This is a genomic window from Salmonella sp. WC3, assembly GCF_042932255.1.
GTDB lineage: Bacteria > Pseudomonadota > Gammaproteobacteria > Enterobacterales > Enterobacteriaceae > Salmonella > Salmonella enterica.
Genome location: NZ_CP170629.1, coordinates 593,264 through 612,443, shown reverse-complemented (window position 1 = coordinate 612,443; position 19,180 = coordinate 593,264). Strand labels below are relative to the sequence as shown.

Here is a 19,180-nt window from a genome sequence, read left to right as displayed (position 1 = left end):
TTCTGTGTCCGGATTCCCGGTTTCCTCCCAGCTAAAGGGGCATAATTCTGATAATTCAGGAAATGGAGTGACGATGAGTACGCAAGCAATATCCCTCCTCCCGCCCGACCCGCACATGTGCAACGGCGATGAAAAGCAAACCCGTAGCCCGCTGTCGCTCTATTCCGAATATCAACGACTGGACGTTGAACTGAGGCCGCCGCACAGAATGGCCAGCAGTCACTGGCATGGGCAAGTAGAAGTGAATGTTCCGTTTGACGGCGATGTGGAGTATTTAATCAACAATGAAGTCGTGCAGATAAAGCAGGGGCATATCACCCTGTTTTGGGCCTGTACGCCACACCAGCTTACCCGCCCCGGCAACTGCCGCCAGATGGCGATTTTCAGTTTGCCGATGCACCTGTTTCTCTCCTGGCCGCTGGATCGCGATCTTATCAACCATGTCACGCACGGGATGGTGGTTAAATCACTGGCGACCCAGCAGCTTAGCACCTTTGAAGTGTTGCGCTGGCAGCAGGAAACAAGCAGCCCGAATGAGCAAATTCGCCAGTTGGCGATCGATGAAATCGGCCTGATGCTTAAACGCTTTAGCCTTTCCGGCTGGCAGCCCATTTTGCTCAATAAAACATCACGCACCCACAAGAATAGCGTCTCACGCCATGCGCAGTTTTACGTAAGCCAGATGCTGGGATTTATTGCCGATAACTACGATCAGGCGCTCACCATTAACGACGTCGCGGAGCATGTCAAACTCAATGCTAATTACGCGATGGGAATATTCCAGCGGGTTATGCAATTGACGATGAAGCAGTACATCACGGCGATGCGCATCAATCACGTACGTGCCTTATTGAGCGATACTGACAAAACGATCCTCGATGTCGCTCTGACTGCCGGGTTCCGATCCAGCAGCCGTTTTTACAGTACTTTTAGCAAATTTGTCGGTATGTCGCCGCAACAATACCGCAAGCTAAGCCAGCAACGACGCCAGACGATGCCCGGCTAAAGCCGGATACCACTATCAGCCAAAAAAATAATTCACCTGTCGATAAACGGCAGGTGAAATCGCTAGCTATCAATAATTAACCCTTTGTTTATTAAACAATAACACTAATAAATGACCATTATTCCATCACTTTACACCCCCTATTTGACGGGGTAATACTTGCCCACGTCACATTCATACGGCGGGTCGGCAAGGCGTAAATTGCACGGCCTCCACAACCGGGTAAAAGATGATGAAAGTATTAATTGTTGAAAGTGAGTTTCTGCATCAGGACACCTGGGTTGGCAACGCGGTTGAGCGTCTGGCAGATGCCTTGAGCCAACAAAATGTTACCGTCATTAAATCGACATCCTTCGATGACGGCTATGCCATCTTGTCCGCGAACGAAGCCATTGACTGTCTGATGTTTAGCTACCAAATGGAACAACCGGATGAGCACCTGAGCGTCAGGCAATTGATCGGTAAGCTTCACGAGCGTCAGCAAAACGTGCCCGTTTTCCTGTTAGGCGACAGGGAAAAAGCGACGGCATCGCTGGACCGCGACCTGCTGGAGCTTGTCGATGAATTCGCCTGGATTCTGGAAGACACCGCTGACTTTATCGCCGGACGCGCCGTTGCCGCCATGACCCGGTATCGCCAGCAACTGTTACCGCCGCTGTTTAACGCGTTGATGAAATACAGCGACATTCATGAATATTCATGGGCGGCGCCGGGACACCAGGGCGGCGTCGGTTTCACTAAAACGCCTGCCGGTCGCTTTTATCACGATTATTATGGCGAAAACCTGTTCCGCAGCGATATGGGGATTGAGCGTACCACGCTCGGTTCACTCCTCGACCATACCGGCGCGTTTGGCGAAAGCGAGAAAAACGCCGCCCGCGTATTCGGTGCTGACCGCTCCTGGTCCGTGGTTGTCGGGACCTCCGGTTCTAACCGTACTATTATGCAGGCCTGTATGACGAATAATGATGTCGTTGTACTGGATCGTAACTGCCATAAATCCATCGAGCAGGGGCTGATCCTCACTGGGGCCAAACCGGTATATATGGTGCCAAGCCGTAACCGTTACGGCATTATCGGGCCAATCTACCCGCAGGAAATGCAGCCTGAAACCTTGCAGAAAAAAATCAGCGCCAGCCCGCTGACCAAAACCAAAGCCGGACAGAAACCGTCTTACAGCGTAGTGACCAACTGTACCTATGACGGCGTATGCTATAACGCCAAAGAGGCGCAGGATCTGCTGGCAAAAACCAGCGATCGCATTCACTTCGACGAAGCATGGTACGGCTATGCGCGCTTCAACCCGATTTATTTCGATCACTACGCGATGCGCGGCGAGCCAGGCGACCATAACGGTCCGACCGTGTTTGCCACCCACTCCACGCACAAACTACTGAATGCGCTTTCACAAGCTTCCTACATTCACGTCCGTGAAGGCCGTGGCGCGGTGAATTTCTCCCGCTTCAACCAGGCATATATGATGCATGCCACCACCTCTCCGTTATATGCCATCTGCGCATCCAACGATGTGGCGGTATCGATGATGGACGGTAACAGCGGCCTGTCCCTGACTCAAGAGGTGATTGACGAAGCGGTTGATTTCCGTCAGGCGATGGCGCGTCTTTATAAAGAGTTTACCGATGAAGGCGACTGGTTCTTTAAACCGTGGAATAAAGACGTCGTCACCGATCCACAAACCGGTAAAACATATGACTTCGCTGACGCGCCGGCAAAACTGCTGACCACTGACCAGAACTGCTGGGTCATGCGCCCCGGGGAAACCTGGCACGGCTTTAAAGACCTGCCGGATAACTGGAGTATGCTGGACCCGATTAAAGTCAGTATCCTGGCGCCGGGTATGGGCGACGATGGCGAACTGGAAGCATCCGGCGTACCTGCTGCGCTGGTCACAGCATGGCTTGGCCGCCACGGTATCGTGCCGACCCGCACCACCGACTTTCAGATTATGTTCCTGTTCTCTATGGGGGTAACTCGCGGGAAATGGGGAACGCTGATCAACACGCTGTGCTCCTTCAAACATCATTACGACGCGAATACGCCGCTGGCGCAGGTGATGCCGGAACTGGTGCAGGATTATCCTGACACTTACGCGAACATGGGTATTCATGACCTGGGCGATAAAATGTTTGCCTGGCTACGTGAAAATAACCCGGGCGCCCGTCTCAACGCCGCCTATTCCACCCTGCCGGTTGCGGAGATTACCCCGCGCGACGCCTACAACGCGATTGTGAACAACAATATTGAAATGGTGGCGATTGAAAATCTACCGGGTCGCATTGCGGCGAACTCCGTTATTCCTTACCCGCCAGGCATCCCGATGCTGCTCTCCGGCGAAAACTTTGGCGATGAAAACAGTCCGCAGGTGGGTTACTTACGCTCACTGCAATCCTGGGATCATCACTTCCCTGGCTTTGAGCATGAAACCGAAGGCACGGAAATTATTGATGGCGTATATCACGTTATGTGCGTGAAAGCCTAATCACAAAGAGTCTTTTTTTGAGGATGGCATGTATTCCCTGAGTATTGCTGCAAAACAATAATACTGTCATACCTTTTTGCGCGGGCCCCATCCCGCGCTTTTTTTATACAAAAATGACAAGTTTCCACTCGCGTACAAATTTTTGTACACCCTAATTCATCGTACAAATATTGTAATATTATTCAGGAAAGTTATTTTAGTGCAGTTTCAATTCATCACACAATTGACTCAGTCCCCGTTATCTCTCCCGTTTGGCGAGATCCGGTATTTTATGTTCATATTCCAGGAGTTCGGGTATGAGGATTTGCAGCAACGAACCTTGCATAGTGTTATTAACCGAAAAAGATACATGGTTACGAGTAAATGGTAAGGAGCCAATCAACTTAAAAGCGAATCATATGGCCATTCTGGCTTGTGAAAATAACGTTATTGACATTTCATCATTAAATAGCGTGCTAGTAATACAAGTGAGTCGCAATAATATTAAAGACTATTTACAATTCCTGAATAAAGATCTCTCACACCTTCCTGTCTGGCAACGCAACGCCGATCCCTTATTGACCGCCAACTGTCTGACGCCGGATATCTTCAGGGTCGCCGCCCGCTACAGCGCGATGGAAACACCGGATGAAATTGTTAGTGAACGTACCCGTGCGCTCCTTTTCACCGTTTTATCCCGCTTTCTTGACCACAAAAAATTTATTTCTTTGTTAATGCACATGCTACGCAGCCGCATCAGTGACAGCGTTTACCACATCATTCAGAGCGATATTCATAAAGACTGGAATCTGAGCGCCGTTGCCAGCTGCCTGTGCCTGAGTCCAAGCTTGTTAAAGAAAAAGCTCAAAAACGAGAATACCAGTTATAGCCAAATAATCACGACCTGCCGAATGCGTTATGCCGTAAACCAGTTATTAATGGACGGGAAGAATATCTCTCAAGTCTCACAGCTGTGTGGGTATAACAGCACATCATACTTTATTTCCGTGTTTAAAGAGTTTTATGGTATGACCCCCCTGCATTATGTTAGCCAACATCGGGAACGATCGGCTGCCTAATGTTTCTACACTCAACGATAAGACACGATAATAGCAGCATTGGCGATAACCCGTCTCCGACATAATTCAGCGGCATTCTGAGGGGGTATGATACGACGTAATTTATCGTAACGAAGTCACCTTTTCAGGAGTCCAAATTATGTCTTCGGATGCTGATGCTCACAAAGTGGGCCTAATCCCCGTCACCTTAATGGTATCGGGGAATATTATGGGTTCAGGGGTATTCTTACTCCCTGCCAATCTGGCGGCCACTGGCGGGATTGCAATCTACGGATGGCTGGTCACTATCATCGGCGCCCTGGCGCTGTCGATGGTTTATGCCAAAATGTCGTCCTTAGATCCCAGTCCCGGCGGTTCTTATGCCTACGCACGCCGCTGCTTCGGGCCGTTTTTGGGCTATCAAACGAACGTGCTGTACTGGCTGGCATGCTGGATCGGTAATATCGCGATGGTCGTTATCGGCGTCGGCTATCTGAGCTATTTCTTCCCGATTCTGAAAGATCCGCTGGTATTAACGCTTACCTGCGTCGCGGTGCTGTGGATTTTTGTTCTGCTGAACATCGTCGGGCCGAAAATGATTACCCGCGTACAGGCCGTCGCCACCGTACTGGCGCTGGTGCCTATCGTAGGGATTGCGGTCTTCGGCTGGTTCTGGTTTAAAGGCGAAACCTATATGGCGGCCTGGAACGTGAGCGGCATGAATACCTTCGGCGCGATTCAAAGCACGTTGAACGTTACGCTGTGGTCATTCATCGGGGTAGAAAGCGCCTCCGTTGCGGCCGGTGTGGTCAAAAACCCGAAACGCAACGTGCCTATCGCCACCATCGGCGGGGTACTGATCGCCGCCGTCTGCTATGTGCTCTCCACAACGGCGATTATGGGGATGATCCCCAACGCGGCGCTGCGTGTATCGGCATCGCCTTTCGGTGACGCGGCGCGTATGGCGCTGGGCGATACCGCAGGGGCTATTGTTTCCTTCTGTGCGGCAGCAGGTTGCCTGGGCTCTCTCGGCGGCTGGACGCTGCTTGCCGGTCAAACCGCAAAAGCGGCGGCGGACGATGGTCTCTTCCCGCCAATCTTCGCACGGGTTAATAAAGCCGGTACGCCAGTGGCTGGGTTGCTTATCGTCGGCGTGCTGATGACTATCTTCCAGTTCAGCAGTATGTCGCCGAACGCCGCGAAAGAGTTTGGTCTGGTCTCCTCCGTGTCGGTGATCTTCACCCTGGTGCCTTATCTTTACACCTGTGCCGCGCTGTTGCTATTGGGCCACGGTCACTTTGGTAAAGCGCGCCCGCTGTATCTGCTGATTACCTTCGTCGCGTTTGTGTATTGCATCTGGGCGGTCATCGGTTCCGGCGCCAAAGAAGTGATGTGGTCGTTCGTCACGTTGATGGTGATCACCGCGCTGTATGCGTTGAACTACAACCGCATTCACAAAAACCCGTATCCGCTGGATGCGCCGGTTAAACAGGATTGACCACGTGTAGTTAATGTTATCGCAACAGGCCGGATAGCGCAGGTTATCCGGCCGCCACCAACATTAAGTTCTTAAGGTTAACTTAATTTTACTTTGTCACGATTAGCGTCACCGAATCGATGGACGCATCAACATGTTAAAGCGCTTTCTTAAAAGACCTGTTCTTGGGCAAATCGCCTGGCTTCTGCTTTTTTCCTTTTATATTGCCGTCTGCCTGAACATTGCGTTCTACAAGCAGGTACTACAAGACCTACCGTTAAACTCGCTGCGCAATGTGCTGGTGTTTATTTCCATGCCGGTCGTCGCGTTTAGCGTGGTCAATAGTGTGCTGACGCTGGCCTCATTTATTTGGCTAAACCGACTGCTGGCCTGCGTTTTTATTCTGGTCGGCGCTGCCGCGCAGTATTTTATTTTGACTTACGGCATCATCATCGATCGCTCCATGATCGCCAATATGATGGATACCACGCCCGCGGAAACCTTTGCGCTGATGACGCCGCAAATGGTGCTGACGCTGGGATTAAGCGGCGTTCTGGCAGCCGTGATTGCCTTCTGGGTCAAAATCCGCCCGGCGACGCCGCGCTTACGTAGCGGGCTTTACCGCCTGGCCAGCGTCCTGATCTCTATTTTATTAGTTATTCTGGTCGCCGCCTTTTTCTATAAAGATTACGCCTCGCTATTTCGAAATAATAAACAGTTGATCAAATCGTTAAGCCCATCGAACAGTATTGTCGCCAGTTGGTCATGGTATTCGCATCAACGGCTGGCGAATTTGCCGCTGGTACGCATTGGCGAGGATGCCCATCGCAATCCATTAATGCTGAAAGGCGATCGCAAAAACCTGACGATTCTCATCGTTGGCGAAACCTCGCGCGGCGATGATTTCTCTCTTGGCGGCTATCCGCGCGACACCAATCCGCGGCTGGCGAAAGACGATGTGATCTATTTCCCGCATACCACCTCTTGCGGTACGGCGACCGCGATCTCCGTTCCCTGCATGTTTTCTGATATGCCGCGCAAACATTATGACGAAGAGCTGGCGCATCACCAGGAAGGGCTGCTGGATATTATCCAGCGCGCGGGGATTAACGTACTGTGGAATGATAATGACGGCGGCTGTAAAGGCGCATGCGATCGCGTTCCGCATCAAAATGTCACCGAGCTAAACCTGCCCGGACAATGTATCGACGGCGAGTGCTACGATGAAGTGTTATTTCACGGTCTGGAAGACTATATCGACCATTTGAAAGGCGATGGCGTTATTGTATTACATACCATCGGCAGCCACGGCCCAACCTATTACAACCGTTATCCACCGCAGTTTAAAAAATTTACCCCAACCTGTGACACTAACGAAATTCAGAACTGTTCCCAACAGCAGTTGATCAACACCTATGATAATACCGTGCTGTACGTGGACTATATTGTAGATAAAGCCATTAACCTGCTGAAATCCCATCAGGATAAATTTACAACCAGCCTGGTCTATCTTTCCGATCACGGCGAATCATTGGGTGAAAATGGCGTTTATTTACACGGTCTGCCGTATTCCATTGCGCCGGATACGCAAAAACATGTCCCGATGCTCATTTGGCTTTCTAAAGATTATCAACAGCGTTATCAGGTGTGCCTGCAAAAACGGGCGAGCACGCTGGATTATTCACAGGACAATCTTTTCTCAACCATGCTGGGATTAACCGGCGTACAAACGACGTATTACCAGGCCGCAGATGATATTCTGCAACCGTGCAGGAGACTAAGCGAATGAAGATACTGATTGTTGAAGACGACACGCTATTATTACAGGGGTTAATACTCGCCGCGCAAACCGAAGGCTATGCGTGTGATGGCGTTTCGACAGCGCGTGCCGCCGAGCATAGTCTGGAGTCTGGTCATTACAGTCTGATGGTGCTGGATTTAGGGCTGCCCGATGAGGATGGCCTGCATTTCCTGACGCGAATCCGACAGAAAAAATATACCCTGCCGGTACTCATTCTGACCGCCCGCGATACGCTCAATGACCGCATTACCGGGCTGGATGTCGGCGCAGATGATTATCTGGTTAAACCCTTCGCCCTGGAGGAGTTGCACGCCCGCATCCGCGCGCTGCTGCGCCGCCATAATAACCAGGGTGAAAGTGAACTGACGGTTGGCAATCTGACGCTCAATATAGGCCGCCATCAGGCATGGAGGGATGGACAGGAACTGACCCTGACGCCTAAGGAGTACGCGTTGCTCTCACGGTTGATGCTCAAGGCAGGCAGTCCGGTGCACCGGGAAATTCTTTATAACGATATCTACAACTGGGATAACGAACCCTCGACCAACACTCTGGAAGTGCATATACATAATTTGCGCGACAAAGTCGGCAAGTCGCGCATTCGCACGGTTCGCGGGTTTGGCTACATGCTGGTTGCCACTGAGGAAAGCTAAGTGAGCCTGATGCGTTTTCAGCGAAGAGCGATGACCCTTCGCCAGCGTTTAATGCTGACAATTGGTCTTATTCTGCTGGTGTTCCAGTTAATCAGTACCTTCTGGTTATGGCATGAAAGCACTGAGCAAATCCAATTGTTCGAGCAGGCGCTGCGGGATAATCGCAACAACGATCGCCATATCATGCACGAAATTCGTGAGGCGGTCGCCAGCCTGATCGTCCCCGGCGTATTTATGGTTAGCCTGACGCTGCTAATTTGTTACCAGGCGGTACGGCGTATTACCCGTCCGCTCGCCGAACTGCAAAAAGAGCTGGAAGCGCGGACGGCGGATAATCTGGCGCCGATCGCCATTCACAGCTCCACGCTTGAGATTGAGTCCGTCGTCTCGGCGATCAATCAACTGGTTACGCGTTTGACCACCACGCTCGACAATGAACGCCTTTTTACCGCCGATGTGGCCCATGAGCTACGCACGCCGCTGTCGGGGGTGCGTTTGCACCTGGAATTATTGTCAAAAACCCACAATGTTGATGTCGCGCCGCTTATCGCCCGTCTTGACCAGATGATGGATAGCGTCTCCCAGCTTCTGCAACTGGCGCGCGTGGGCCAGTCATTCTCTTCCGGGAATTATCAGGAAGTAAAACTGCTGGAAGATGTGATCCTCCCCTCCTACGATGAGCTGAACACCATGCTGGAAACGCGCCAGCAAACTCTGTTGCTGCCGGAAAGCGCGGCGGACGTGGTGGTGCGCGGTGACGCGACGTTACTGCGTATGCTGCTGCGAAATCTGGTGGAAAACGCGCATCGCTATAGCCCTGAAGGAACCCATATCACTATCCACATTAGCGCCGACCCCGACGCTATTATGGCGGTCGAAGACGAGGGGCCGGGTATTGATGAAAGCAAATGCGGGAAGCTAAGCGAAGCGTTCGTGCGGATGGACAGCCGTTATGGCGGAATTGGCCTGGGGCTGAGTATCGTCAGCCGCATCACCCAACTACATCAGGGACAGTTTTTCCTGCAAAACCGTACGGAAAGAACAGGCACCCGTGCCTGGGTGCTGTTGAAAAAGGCATAACAGGCGTTTAATACGTCGTGACCCACACATAGATAAAACTGCTGACAATCAGCACACTACACAGGGTCGTCAAACTTTTATAAATATAGCTTTTCATGACGCTCTCCTCCAAAGGTATGGAGGAGAGTATGCCCGCGAGAGATTAAGCGAACCTTAAGCGCGAAATTTATTCATCGATACGCGGATGTTGCTGTACCAGACGCGAACGTTTGACCTGCAACTCCGCAATTTCCTGATCGATGTCGTCGATTTTCTGCTCAATATTATCGTAATGCTCACCCAGAATTTCCTTCGCTTCCTGGATGTCCGACGCCGCTGGCGTTGCGCCTTTTAGCGGACGATTGGCCGTCTCTTTCATGGAAATACCGGTAACCAAGCCTATCACCGCGATGACCATCAAATAATACGCCGGCATCATCAGATCCTGCGAGCTTTCCACCAGCCAGGCCGCCAGCGTTGGCGTCAGACCGGCAATCAATACAGAGATATTAAAAGCCGCCGCCAACGCGCTGTAACGAATATGCGTCGGAAACATCGCCGGCAATGTCGAGGCCATCACCCCGGTAAAGCAGTTCAGAATCACCGCCAGCATCAACAAACCGGCAAAAATCAGGCCAATAACGTTACTGTTAATCAGGATGAAGGCCGGGATCGCCAGCGCAAACAGCGCAATGCTGCCCATAATCACAAATGGACGTCGACCGAAACGGTCGCTCAGCAGCCCCATCACCGGCTGCACAAACAGCATCCCGATCATAATGGCGATGATAATCAACACGCCGTGATCTTCAGAATAGTGCAGGTTATGCGACAGGTAGCTCGGCATGTAGGTGAGTAGAATGTAGTAGGTCACGTTGGTGGCAATCACCAGACCGATACATGACAACAGGCTACGCCAGTGTTTGGTGGCAATCTCTTTAAAGGAGACTTTCGGCCCATCCTGCAACCCTTCGCGGTCGCCCTGCTCCAGTTTATCCACGTGCTGCTGAAACGCTGGCGTCTCTTCCAGCGCATGGCGTAAGTAGAGACCAATAATTCCCAATGGCAGGGCGATAAAAAACGGAATACGCCAGCCCCACTCCAGGAAATTCTCCTCGCCGACAATCGTCGAGATTAAGACCACCACGCCCGCGCCCAGCACGAACCCGGCGATGGAACCAAAATCCAGCCAGCTTCCCATAAATCCGCGTTTACGATCCGGCGAATATTCCGCGACAAAGATCGACGCGCCGGTATATTCCCCGCCAACCGAGAAGCCCTGCGCCATTTTACACAGCAACAACAGTATTGGCGCCCAGATACCGATCGTCGCGTAAGAGGGGATTAACCCGATACAGAAGGTACTGATCGACATAATCACAATCGTGATCGCCAGGATCTTCTGGCGCCCGTATTTATCGCCGAGCATACCAAAGAATAACCCACCGAGCGGACGAATCAGGAAGGGAACGGAAAACGTGGCCAGCGCGGCAATCATCTGGACGCTGGGATCGGCGCCGGGGAAAAAGACTTTACCCAACGCGTAGGCAACAAATCCATAAACACCAAAATCAAACCACTCCATCGCGTTGCCCAGCGAGGCGGCGGTAATCGCTTTGCGAAGTTTACCATCATCAATGATGGTCACATCGCCCAGTGTAATCGGTTTTATTTTTTTCCTTTTCAGCATAGCTGTCCTCATAGGCTAAGCCCTGTAGCGCTATATACGGCGGGCACTGGCATACCGCGCCAGCGTCGCCGTCGAGCGGAGGGAGGGGCGCGAACGCTATCCCTCATACAAGCGTAGCAGGTTTACTTACACTGTCCGGTTACGGACTGTACAACCGAACCTGTTGACGCCTGAATGGGCAGTTAATGACCTTTTTACCCTAACAGGGTTTAAATATGTGATCAACTTCACACATATATGTCAATTCGGTCAAAAGGTGTAAATAAGGACGCCCTAATGCGCTGTGGTGACAGTAAAAAAGCGGTTATTTGAGTGTAAACCATTGCTGACTGGCGTGGCGCAGACCCTTTTATAAAAGCGGCAATAGTCCCGACAACGCTAAGGATTTTGTGTATAATTGCGGCCTTTTTCGGCGATCTGCCATTTTTGGGCGCGTTTGCCCCCGCTGACTTTTTGAGGATATCAACATGTCATTACCCCACTGCCCGCAATGTAACTCCGAATATACCTACGAAGATAACGGCATGTTCATCTGCCCGGAATGCGCTCACGAATGGAACGATGCGGAACCCGCTCAGGAGAGCGATGAGCTGATTGTCAAAGACGCCAACGGCAACCTGCTGGCAGACGGCGATAGCGTCACCATCGTGAAAGATCTGAAAGTAAAAGGCAGCTCTTCCATGCTGAAAATCGGCACCAAAGTGAAGAACATTCGTCTGGTTGAAGGCGACCATAACATCGACTGCAAAATCGATGGTTTTGGCCCGATGAAACTGAAATCCGAGTTCGTGAAAAAGAACTGATTTACCGTGTCATTGCCCGGTAGCGCCTTGCTTACCGGGCCTGAGCGGCCCTGCCACCGACAATATTGTGCCAATTTCGAACTACACTTAACGAGCATCTCTTACCTGAGGTAACCATCATGCCGTTAAGTCCCTATCTCTCTTTTGCCGGCAACTGTGCCGACGCCATCGCGTATTATCAACAAACGTTAGGCGCAGAACTGCTTTATAAACTCAGCTTCGGTGAAATGCCCCCCTCGGCGGCGGATAACGAAGAGGGTTGCCCGTCAGGAATGCGCTTTCCCGATACAGCTATCGCCCACGCCAACATGCGCATTGCCGGCAGCGATATCATGATGAGTGATGCCAGCCCGTCGGGAACGGCGCATTATTCCGGCTTTACGCTGGTGCTTGATACCCAGGATGTAGCAGAAGGGAAGCGCTGGTTTGATAACCTTGCCGCACAAGGGCAAATCGAAATGGACTGGCAGGAGACCTTCTGGGCGCAGGGTTTCGGCAAGGTCAGCGATCGTTTCGGTGTGCCGTGGATGATTAACGTGGTTAAACATCAGCCTGCCACCTAATTCCCCGGGAGGCTCGCCCTCCCCCTTGCCATCAGAGTGATCTTTGGCTGTACGTTATCCGCCGTTTAACTGTCATAGAATAAATAATGACGGTAGTTTGCTACAGTCTGTCGAAAGATGGTTGATCCTGATGAAGCGTCGGGAGGACATTATGCCAGTCTGTGAATTACGCCACGCGACAACAGAGGATACCGATTCTGTTTACGCGCTTATCTGTGAGTTACTTAAAAATGAGCTTGATTATCAGGCTTTCAGGGATGGGTTCGCCGCTAATTTACTGGACCCCAACGTTCATTATCGTTTAGCGCTGCGCAACGGAGAGGTAGTCGGCATGATCAGCCTGCATATGCAGTTTCATCTCCATCATGCCAACTGGATTGGCGAAATTCAGGAGCTGGTGGTATTACCGCCGATGCGGGGACAAAAAATTGGCAGTCAGCTTCTGGCCTGGGCAGAAGAAGAAGCACGTCAGGCGGGCGCCGAGCTAACGGAGCTTTCCACAAATATTAAACGCCGCGATGCACACCGTTTTTATCTTCGCGAAGGTTACAAGCAAAGTCATTTTCGGTTTACGAAAGCATTGTGATCGGGCAGCCGTCATCGGGAGATAAGGCATAACGTAATCAACCGTCACCGGGTGAAGTAGCGGAGCCATCTCAATTCTACTGTCGGCAAGCCTGGATAAAGGTTAAACGGGCCGACTCGCTTCTTTAGCAAAAATGGCCCTTTTAAGTTGTAGAAATGTAAATTTATTGTCAACGAACTACACTTTTCTCTTTGGCATCACCGGGAGGGTTGCCTGAAAATCCCGGGATGAGGTTTTCTTAGAAGGACAGTGACGTTATGTTCGCAGCAATCATTATCGGTATTTTTATTATCAGCGTCATTTATGCGCATTCACGCGGTGTGGAAAAACAAAAACTTTCCCGTCAGCTCTTTGACCACTCGACGTTTATGGCGCCGATCAATATGTTCATGACTCGCTTCTCAACGTTACCGGCAAAGCAGCCGTACTTTGATACCACGGTATTTCCAGAGCTGCAGAAGCTGACGGAAAACTGGCAGGTGATTCGTGAAGAGGCGCTACGGCTTCAGCATCACATAAAAGCCGCGCAGGCCAATAACGACGCCGGATTCAATACCTTTTTCAAGCGCGGCTGGAAACGGTTTTACCTTAAATGGTATTCCGATGCCCACCCGTCGGCGGAAACGTTATGCCCGATAACGACAAAGCTGGTCAACAGCATCCCCTCTATTAAAGCGGCGATGTTCGCCGAGTTGCCTCCCGGAGCCTATCTGGGAAAACATCGCGACCCCTATGCCGGTTCAGTACGTTACCATCTTGGATTAAGCACACCGAATGACGACCGCTGTTTTATTGAAGTTGATCGACAGCGCCATAGCTGGCGCGACGGCGAAGCCGTCATCTTCGACGAAACCTACGTTCATTGGGCGGAAAATAAAACTGAGCAGACGCGTATTATCCTCTTTTGCGATATTGAGCGTCCAATGAAATGGCGCTGGGCGCAGAGCGTAAACCACTGGGTCGGCGCATCGTTGATGTCCGCCGCCAGTTCGCCAAACGACGAGAACGATCGCACCGGTGCGATTAATCGCATCTTTAAATACGTTCACGCAGCACGCGATGCCGGGCAACGGCTGAAAAAGAAAAACCGCACTCTCTATTACGCGCTGAAATATCTCGTTATTGCCGCTATTTTTGCCGCGATAATCCTTTTCAGCCTCCTCTGAAGCCGGGCCGCGGTATGAAACTGCCTGCCGCGGCCCGTTCTATCCTGGCGTTAGTCTCAAAGCGTTCCCTGGCCTTGAGTCTATCCATCCGGATAATTTCCACTTCAGGCAGAGCAGATTGCCGGATGGCGGCTCCGCCTTATCTGGCCTGCGCTCAGCGTTTCTCCCCATAATAAATGTCATGCGGCATTTTCTTTCGACACGTCAAAACTGACGATAGCCTGTTTTTCGTCAGGGTTTTGAGCAAAATTCGCCCGTAATATCAGGGAAAGCCCAGACTAAAAAAGTGGCATAAAACATGCATACTGAGGGCGACAGCGCGTATGCGCGATTTGATTAACTGGAGCGAAACCGATGAAAAAAGTCGTCACGGTTTGCCCGTATTGCGCATCAGGTTGCAAAATCAATCTGGTGGTCGATAACGGCAAAATCGTCCGGGCTGAGGCGGCGCAGGGGAAAACCAACCAGGGTACCCTGTGTCTGAAGGGCTACTACGGCTGGGATTTTATTAATGATACCCAGATCCTGACCCCGCGCCTGAAAACCCCAATGATCCGTCGCCAGCGTGGCGGCAAACTGGAATCTGTTTCCTGGGATGAAGCGCTTAATTACGTCGCTGAACGTTTGAGCGCCATCAAAGCGAAGTACGGTCCGGATGCAATCCAGACAACCGGCTCCTCTCGCGGTACCGGAAATGAAACCAACTATGTAATGCAAAAATTCGCACGCGCCGTTATTGGTACCAATAACGTTGACTGCTGCGCTCGCGTCTGACACGGCCCATCGGTTGCAGGTCTGCACCAATCGGTCGGTAACGGCGCAATGAGTAATGCGATTAACGAAATTGATAACACTGATTTAGTGTTCGTCTTCGGGTATAACCCGGCGGATTCCCACCCTATCGTGGCGAATCATGTGATTAACGCTAAACGCAACGGGGCGAAAATTATCGTCTGCGATCCGCGCAAAATTGAAACCGCGCGCATCGCTGACATGCATATCGCGTTGAAAAACGGCTCGAATATCGCGCTGCTCAATGCCATGGGGCATGTCATTATTGAAGAAAACCTGTACGACAAAGCGTTTGTCGCCAGCCGTACCGAAGGTTTTGAAGAGTACAGTAAGATTGTCGAAGGCTATACGCCGGAGTCCGTCGAAGAGATCACTGGCGTGAGCGCACAGGAAATTCGTCAGGCGGCGCAGATGTATGCCAGCGCGAAAAGCGCAGCGATCTTGTGGGGTATGGGCGTCACCCAGTTCTATCAGGGTGTGGAAACCGTGCGTTCACTGACCAGCCTCGCGATGCTGACCGGCAACCTCGGCAAGCCAAGCGCGGGCGTTAACCCGGTTCGCGGCCAGAACAACGTTCAGGGCGCGTGCGATATGGGCGCGCTGCCGGATACTTATCCGGGCTACCAGTACGTTAAGTTCCCGGAAAACCGCGAGAAGTTCGCTAAAGCCTGGGGCGTAGAAAGTCTGCCTGCGCATACCGGCTATCGCATCAGCGAGCTGCCGCACCGTGCGGCGCATGGCGAAGTGCGCGCGGCGTACATTATGGGTGAAGATCCGCTGCAAACCGATGCGGAACTCTCTGCAGTACGTAAAGCGTTTGAGGATCTGGAACTGGTCATCGTGCAGGATATCTTCATGACCAAAACCGCGTCAGCGGCGGATGTGATTTTACCCTCCACCTCCTGGGGCGAGCATGAAGGCGTCTTCTCTGCGGCTGACCGTGGCTTCCAGCGCTTCTTTAAAGCCGTTGAACCGAAGTGGGACCTGAAAACCGACTGGCAGATTATCAGTGAAATCGCCACCCGGATGGGCTATCCGATGCACTACAACAACACCCAGGAGATCTGGGATGAGTTGCGTCATCTGTGCCCGGATTTCTACGGCGCCACTTACGAGAAAATGGGCGAGCTGGGCTATATCCAGTGGCCGTGCCGCGACACGTCGGATGCCGATCAGGGAACCTCGTACCTCTTTAAAGAGAAGTTCGATACCCCCAACGGTCTGGCGCAGTTCTTCACCTGCGACTGGGTAGCGCCTATCGATAAGCTCACCGAAGAGTACCCGCTGGTACTGTCGACGGTGCGCGAAGTCGGCCACTACTCCTGCCGCTCAATGACCGGTAACTGTGCGGCGCTGGCCGCGCTGGCCGATGAACCGGGCTATGCGCAAATCAATACCGCCGACGCCGCGCGTCTGGGCATTGAAGATGAAGCGCTGGTGTGGGTTCATTCGCGCAAAGGTAAAATCATCACCCGCGCGCAAGTCAGCGATCGCCCGAACAAAGGGGCGATTTACATGACCTACCAGTGGTGGATTGGCGCCTGTAACGAGCTGGTGACTGAAAACCTCAGCCCGATTACCAAAACGCCGGAGTACAAATACTGCGCCGTACGCGTTGAGCCGATCGCCGATCAGCGAGCCGCCGAGCAGTATGTGATTGATGAGTACAACAAGCTGAAAACCCGCCTGCGCGAAAGCGCAATGGGTTGATCTGCCGGATGGCGGCATCAGAATGCTTTATTCGGCCTGCGTCTACTGTAGGCCTGATAAGATGCATTAGCATCGCCATCAGGCATTTTCCCTATAACAGCCTCCGTCCGGAGGCTGTTTTTTTATCCATACGATCTCTTTATACTGTCTTTTCCGTACCCTAAATAAAATTCAAAATGAAACTACTTCTTGCATTGATGTTGTTTATGACATTCTTTGCCCATGCCGCAGATCCTGAGCCGGGTAGCCAGTATTTGCAGGCAGCAGAGGCAGGTGACAGACGCGCACAATATTTTCTGGCCGACAGTTGGTTGAGCTATGGCGATTTGAACAAAGCTGAATACTGGGCGCAAAAAGCCGCCGACAGTGGCGACGCCGACGCCTGCGCGCTACTGGCGCAAATCAAAATCACTAATCCGGTAAGCCTGGATTATCCCGACGCGAAAAAGCTGGCTGAAAAGGCGGCTAACGCGGGCAGTAAAGCGGGAGAAATTACGCTGGCGCGGATCCTGGTCAACACCCAGGCCGGGCGCCCGGACTACCCAAAAGCCATCTCGCTGCTGCAAAAGGCCTCTGAAGATCTGGATAACGACTCCGCGGTGGATGCGCAAATGTTGCTTGGCCTGATTTACGCCAACGGCGTGGGCATTGCCGCCGATGATGAAAAAGCCGCCTGGTATTTCAAACGCAGTTCCGCTATTTCCCGTACCGGCTATTCAGAATACTGGGCGGGAATGATGTTTTTAAACGGTGAACCGGGCTTTATTGAAAAGAACAAGCAGAAGGCGTTGCACTGGTTGAATCTAAGCTGTCTGGAAGGGTTTGATACCGGTTGCGAAGAGTTCGAAACGCTAACAAATGGCTGATGTTTATTGCCGGATGAACGTAGTCGTTGTAGGCCTGATAAGCGTAGCGCCATCAGGCAACCCGGAGCAGGTTGCGGATGGCAGCGTGAACGCCTTATCCGACCTACATTTTCTTTCTTTGTAGGCCGGATAAGCAAAGCGCCATCCGGCAATCCGTTATTGGGCGGTTTTATCAAATTTGCCCAGCACATCGCGCTCATAGGCCAGCGCTTTTTTGCGGTCAAACTTGTGTTCCCACTTGGCGATCACCAGCACCGCCAGCGCATTCCCCACCACATTTAGCGCAGTACGCGCCATGTCGAGGATACGGTCGACACCAGCGATAAACGCCAGCCCTTCCAGCGGAATGCCCACGCTTCCCAGCGTCGCCAGTAACACCACGAAGGAAACGCCAGGCACGCCGGCAATCCCTTTCGACGTCACCATCAGCGTCAGCACCAGTACAATTTCCTGCCACAACGACAGGTCGATACCGTATAGCTGCGCGATAAAAATGGCGGCGATGCTCTGGTATAACGTGGAGCCGTCGAGGTTAAATGAGTAACCGGTCGGTACCACGAAACTGGTGATAGAGGCTGGCGCGCCGTAAGCTTCCATCTTCTCGATAATGCGCGGCAGTACGCTCTCGGAGCTGGCGGTCGAGTACGCCAGAATCAATTCATCTTTCAGAATGCGAATCAGAATCCAGATACTTAACCCGCACAGGCGCGCCACGATGCCCAGCACCACCAGCGCAAAGAAGATAATGGCAAAGTGTACCAGCAGCACCAGTTTCGCCAGCGGCCACAGCGACGCGAAACCAAAATTCGCCACCGTGACGGCGATCAGCGCAAAAACGCCCACTGGCGCATAGCGCATCACCATATGGGTGACTTTAAACATGGTTTCAGAGATGGAACGAAATACCGTCACCAGCGGTTCGCGGTGCGTTGCCGGCAGGGACGACAACCCCAGCCCAAACAGGACCGAGAAAAAGATAATTGGCAGCATATCCCCTTTGGCCATCGATGCGATGATATTGGTCGGCACCAGCGACAGTATCGTCCCCATCAGCCCATGCGCATGACTTTGTACTTCCGCCGTGGTGTTCTGGTATTTCGAAATATCGACGGTCGCCAGTTGCGACATATCAATGCCTGAGCCTGGCTGAAAGACATTCGCCAGCGTAATGCCGAGGATAATCGCCACCGTGGTGATCAGTTCAAAATAGAGAATGGTTTTGGCGCCGATACGGCCTAGCTGTTTCGCATCGCCAACGCCGGCGATGCCGACAATCAGAGTCGAGATCACGATCGGCACGACGATCATTTTAATCAGATGGATAAAGATATCGCCAGCAGGCGACAGCAGGTTGGCAATCAGCCATTCACGACTGTCACTGTGATAATGCAGATAGCTGCCCAACAGAATGCCCAGCACCATAGCCAGCAAAATTTGCCAGGCCAGGCTGACTTTCAAATTTTTCATAACA

At 52.0% G+C, this 19,180-nt stretch carries 16 protein-coding genes; 13 read left to right on the top strand and 3 right to left on the bottom strand.

Features of this window, described 5'->3' with window-relative positions; all coding sequences use genetic code 11:
- The first annotated feature begins 73 nt into the window (after positions 1–73).
- The 7 genes from melR (at position 74) to pmrB (ending at position 9,554) form a co-directional block, all read left to right on the top strand.
- Entirely contained in the window at positions 74–1,006 is a 933-nt protein-coding gene (gene melR, locus ACFK9X_RS02835; protein WP_000106992.1) for a transcriptional regulator MelR, read from the top strand.
- A 232-nt stretch (positions 1,007–1,238) separates the two neighbouring features.
- Entirely contained in the window at positions 1,239–3,506 is a 2,268-nt protein-coding gene (adiA, locus tag ACFK9X_RS02830; RefSeq protein WP_151117891.1) for an arginine decarboxylase, read from the top strand.
- 296 nt (positions 3,507–3,802) lie between these two features.
- Positions 3,803–4,564, top strand: a complete 762-nt coding sequence (locus ACFK9X_RS02825; RefSeq protein WP_001217071.1) for an AraC family transcriptional regulator — start codon at positions 3,803–3,805, stop codon at positions 4,562–4,564.
- Positions 4,565–4,703: 139 nt separating this feature from the next.
- A complete protein-coding gene (gene adiC / locus ACFK9X_RS02820) occupies positions 4,704–6,041 on the top strand; it encodes an arginine/agmatine antiporter (RefSeq protein ID WP_000093130.1) in 1,338 nt (445 codons plus the stop codon).
- 133 nt (positions 6,042–6,174) lie between these two features.
- A complete protein-coding gene (eptA, locus tag ACFK9X_RS02815) occupies positions 6,175–7,809 on the top strand; it encodes a phosphoethanolamine transferase EptA (protein WP_151115469.1) in 1,635 nt (544 codons plus the stop codon).
- The gene (gene pmrA, locus ACFK9X_RS02810; protein WP_000697899.1) at positions 7,806–8,474 is read left to right on the top strand and encodes a two-component system response regulator PmrA; all 669 of its coding nucleotides are present in this window, start codon (positions 7,806–7,808) and stop codon (positions 8,472–8,474) included. The genes eptA and pmrA overlap by 4 nt, the downstream gene beginning before the upstream one ends.
- Positions 8,475–8,483: 9 nt before the next feature.
- Positions 8,484–9,554: a two-component system sensor histidine kinase PmrB gene (gene pmrB / locus ACFK9X_RS02805; RefSeq protein WP_001212189.1), complete on the top strand. Its 1,071-nt coding sequence runs from the start codon at positions 8,484–8,486 to the stop codon at positions 9,552–9,554.
- A 7-nt stretch (positions 9,555–9,561) separates the two neighbouring features.
- Here the strand turns inward: pmrB and pmrR are convergent, their stop codons facing one another.
- Positions 9,562–9,651 (bottom strand): LpxT activity modulator PmrR, encoded by a 90-nt coding sequence (pmrR, locus tag ACFK9X_RS02800; RefSeq protein ID WP_000844399.1) that lies wholly within the window; start codon positions 9,649–9,651, stop codon positions 9,562–9,564.
- A gap of 69 nt (positions 9,652–9,720) precedes the next feature.
- A complete protein-coding gene (proP, locus tag ACFK9X_RS02795) occupies positions 9,721–11,223 on the bottom strand; it encodes a glycine betaine/L-proline transporter ProP (protein ID WP_151115467.1) in 1,503 nt (500 codons plus the stop codon).
- 467 nt (positions 11,224–11,690) lie between these two features.
- Here proP and ACFK9X_RS02790 point away from each other — a divergent pair, with 467 nt between their 5' ends.
- From ACFK9X_RS02790 to yjcO, 6 genes are all read left to right on the top strand, one after another.
- Positions 11,691–12,026 (top strand): zinc ribbon domain-containing protein YjdM, encoded by a 336-nt coding sequence (locus ACFK9X_RS02790; RefSeq protein WP_000056482.1) that lies wholly within the window; start codon positions 11,691–11,693, stop codon positions 12,024–12,026.
- Between the two features lie 119 nt (positions 12,027–12,145).
- Positions 12,146–12,589, top strand: a complete 444-nt coding sequence (gene yjdN / locus ACFK9X_RS02785; RefSeq protein ID WP_001131305.1) for a VOC family metalloprotein YjdN — start codon at positions 12,146–12,148, stop codon at positions 12,587–12,589.
- 151 nt (positions 12,590–12,740) lie between these two features.
- Positions 12,741–13,175 (top strand): aminoalkylphosphonate N-acetyltransferase, encoded by a 435-nt coding sequence (phnO, locus tag ACFK9X_RS02780; protein ID WP_001526214.1) that lies wholly within the window; start codon positions 12,741–12,743, stop codon positions 13,173–13,175.
- 257 nt (positions 13,176–13,432) lie between these two features.
- Positions 13,433–14,341: a lipid A hydroxylase LpxO gene (lpxO, locus tag ACFK9X_RS02775; RefSeq protein WP_000457037.1), complete on the top strand. Its 909-nt coding sequence runs from the start codon at positions 13,433–13,435 to the stop codon at positions 14,339–14,341.
- A 354-nt stretch (positions 14,342–14,695) separates the two neighbouring features.
- The gene (fdhF, locus tag ACFK9X_RS02770) at positions 14,696–16,843 is read left to right on the top strand and encodes a formate dehydrogenase subunit alpha (RefSeq protein WP_151115465.1); all 2,148 of its coding nucleotides are present in this window, start codon (positions 14,696–14,698) and stop codon (positions 16,841–16,843) included.
- Between the two features lie 176 nt (positions 16,844–17,019).
- Positions 17,020–17,709 carry a Sel1 family TPR-like repeat protein YjcO gene (gene yjcO, locus ACFK9X_RS02765; protein WP_000771454.1) on the top strand — a complete coding sequence of 230 codons (690 nt, stop codon included), beginning with the start codon at positions 17,020–17,022 and terminating at the stop codon, positions 17,707–17,709.
- A gap of 156 nt (positions 17,710–17,865) precedes the next feature.
- Here the strand turns inward: yjcO and gltP are convergent, their stop codons facing one another.
- Positions 17,866–19,176, bottom strand: a complete 1,311-nt coding sequence (gltP, locus tag ACFK9X_RS02760) for a glutamate/aspartate:proton symporter GltP (RefSeq protein WP_000793278.1) — start codon at positions 19,174–19,176, stop codon at positions 17,866–17,868.
- Positions 19,177–19,180: the final 4 nt, after the last annotated feature.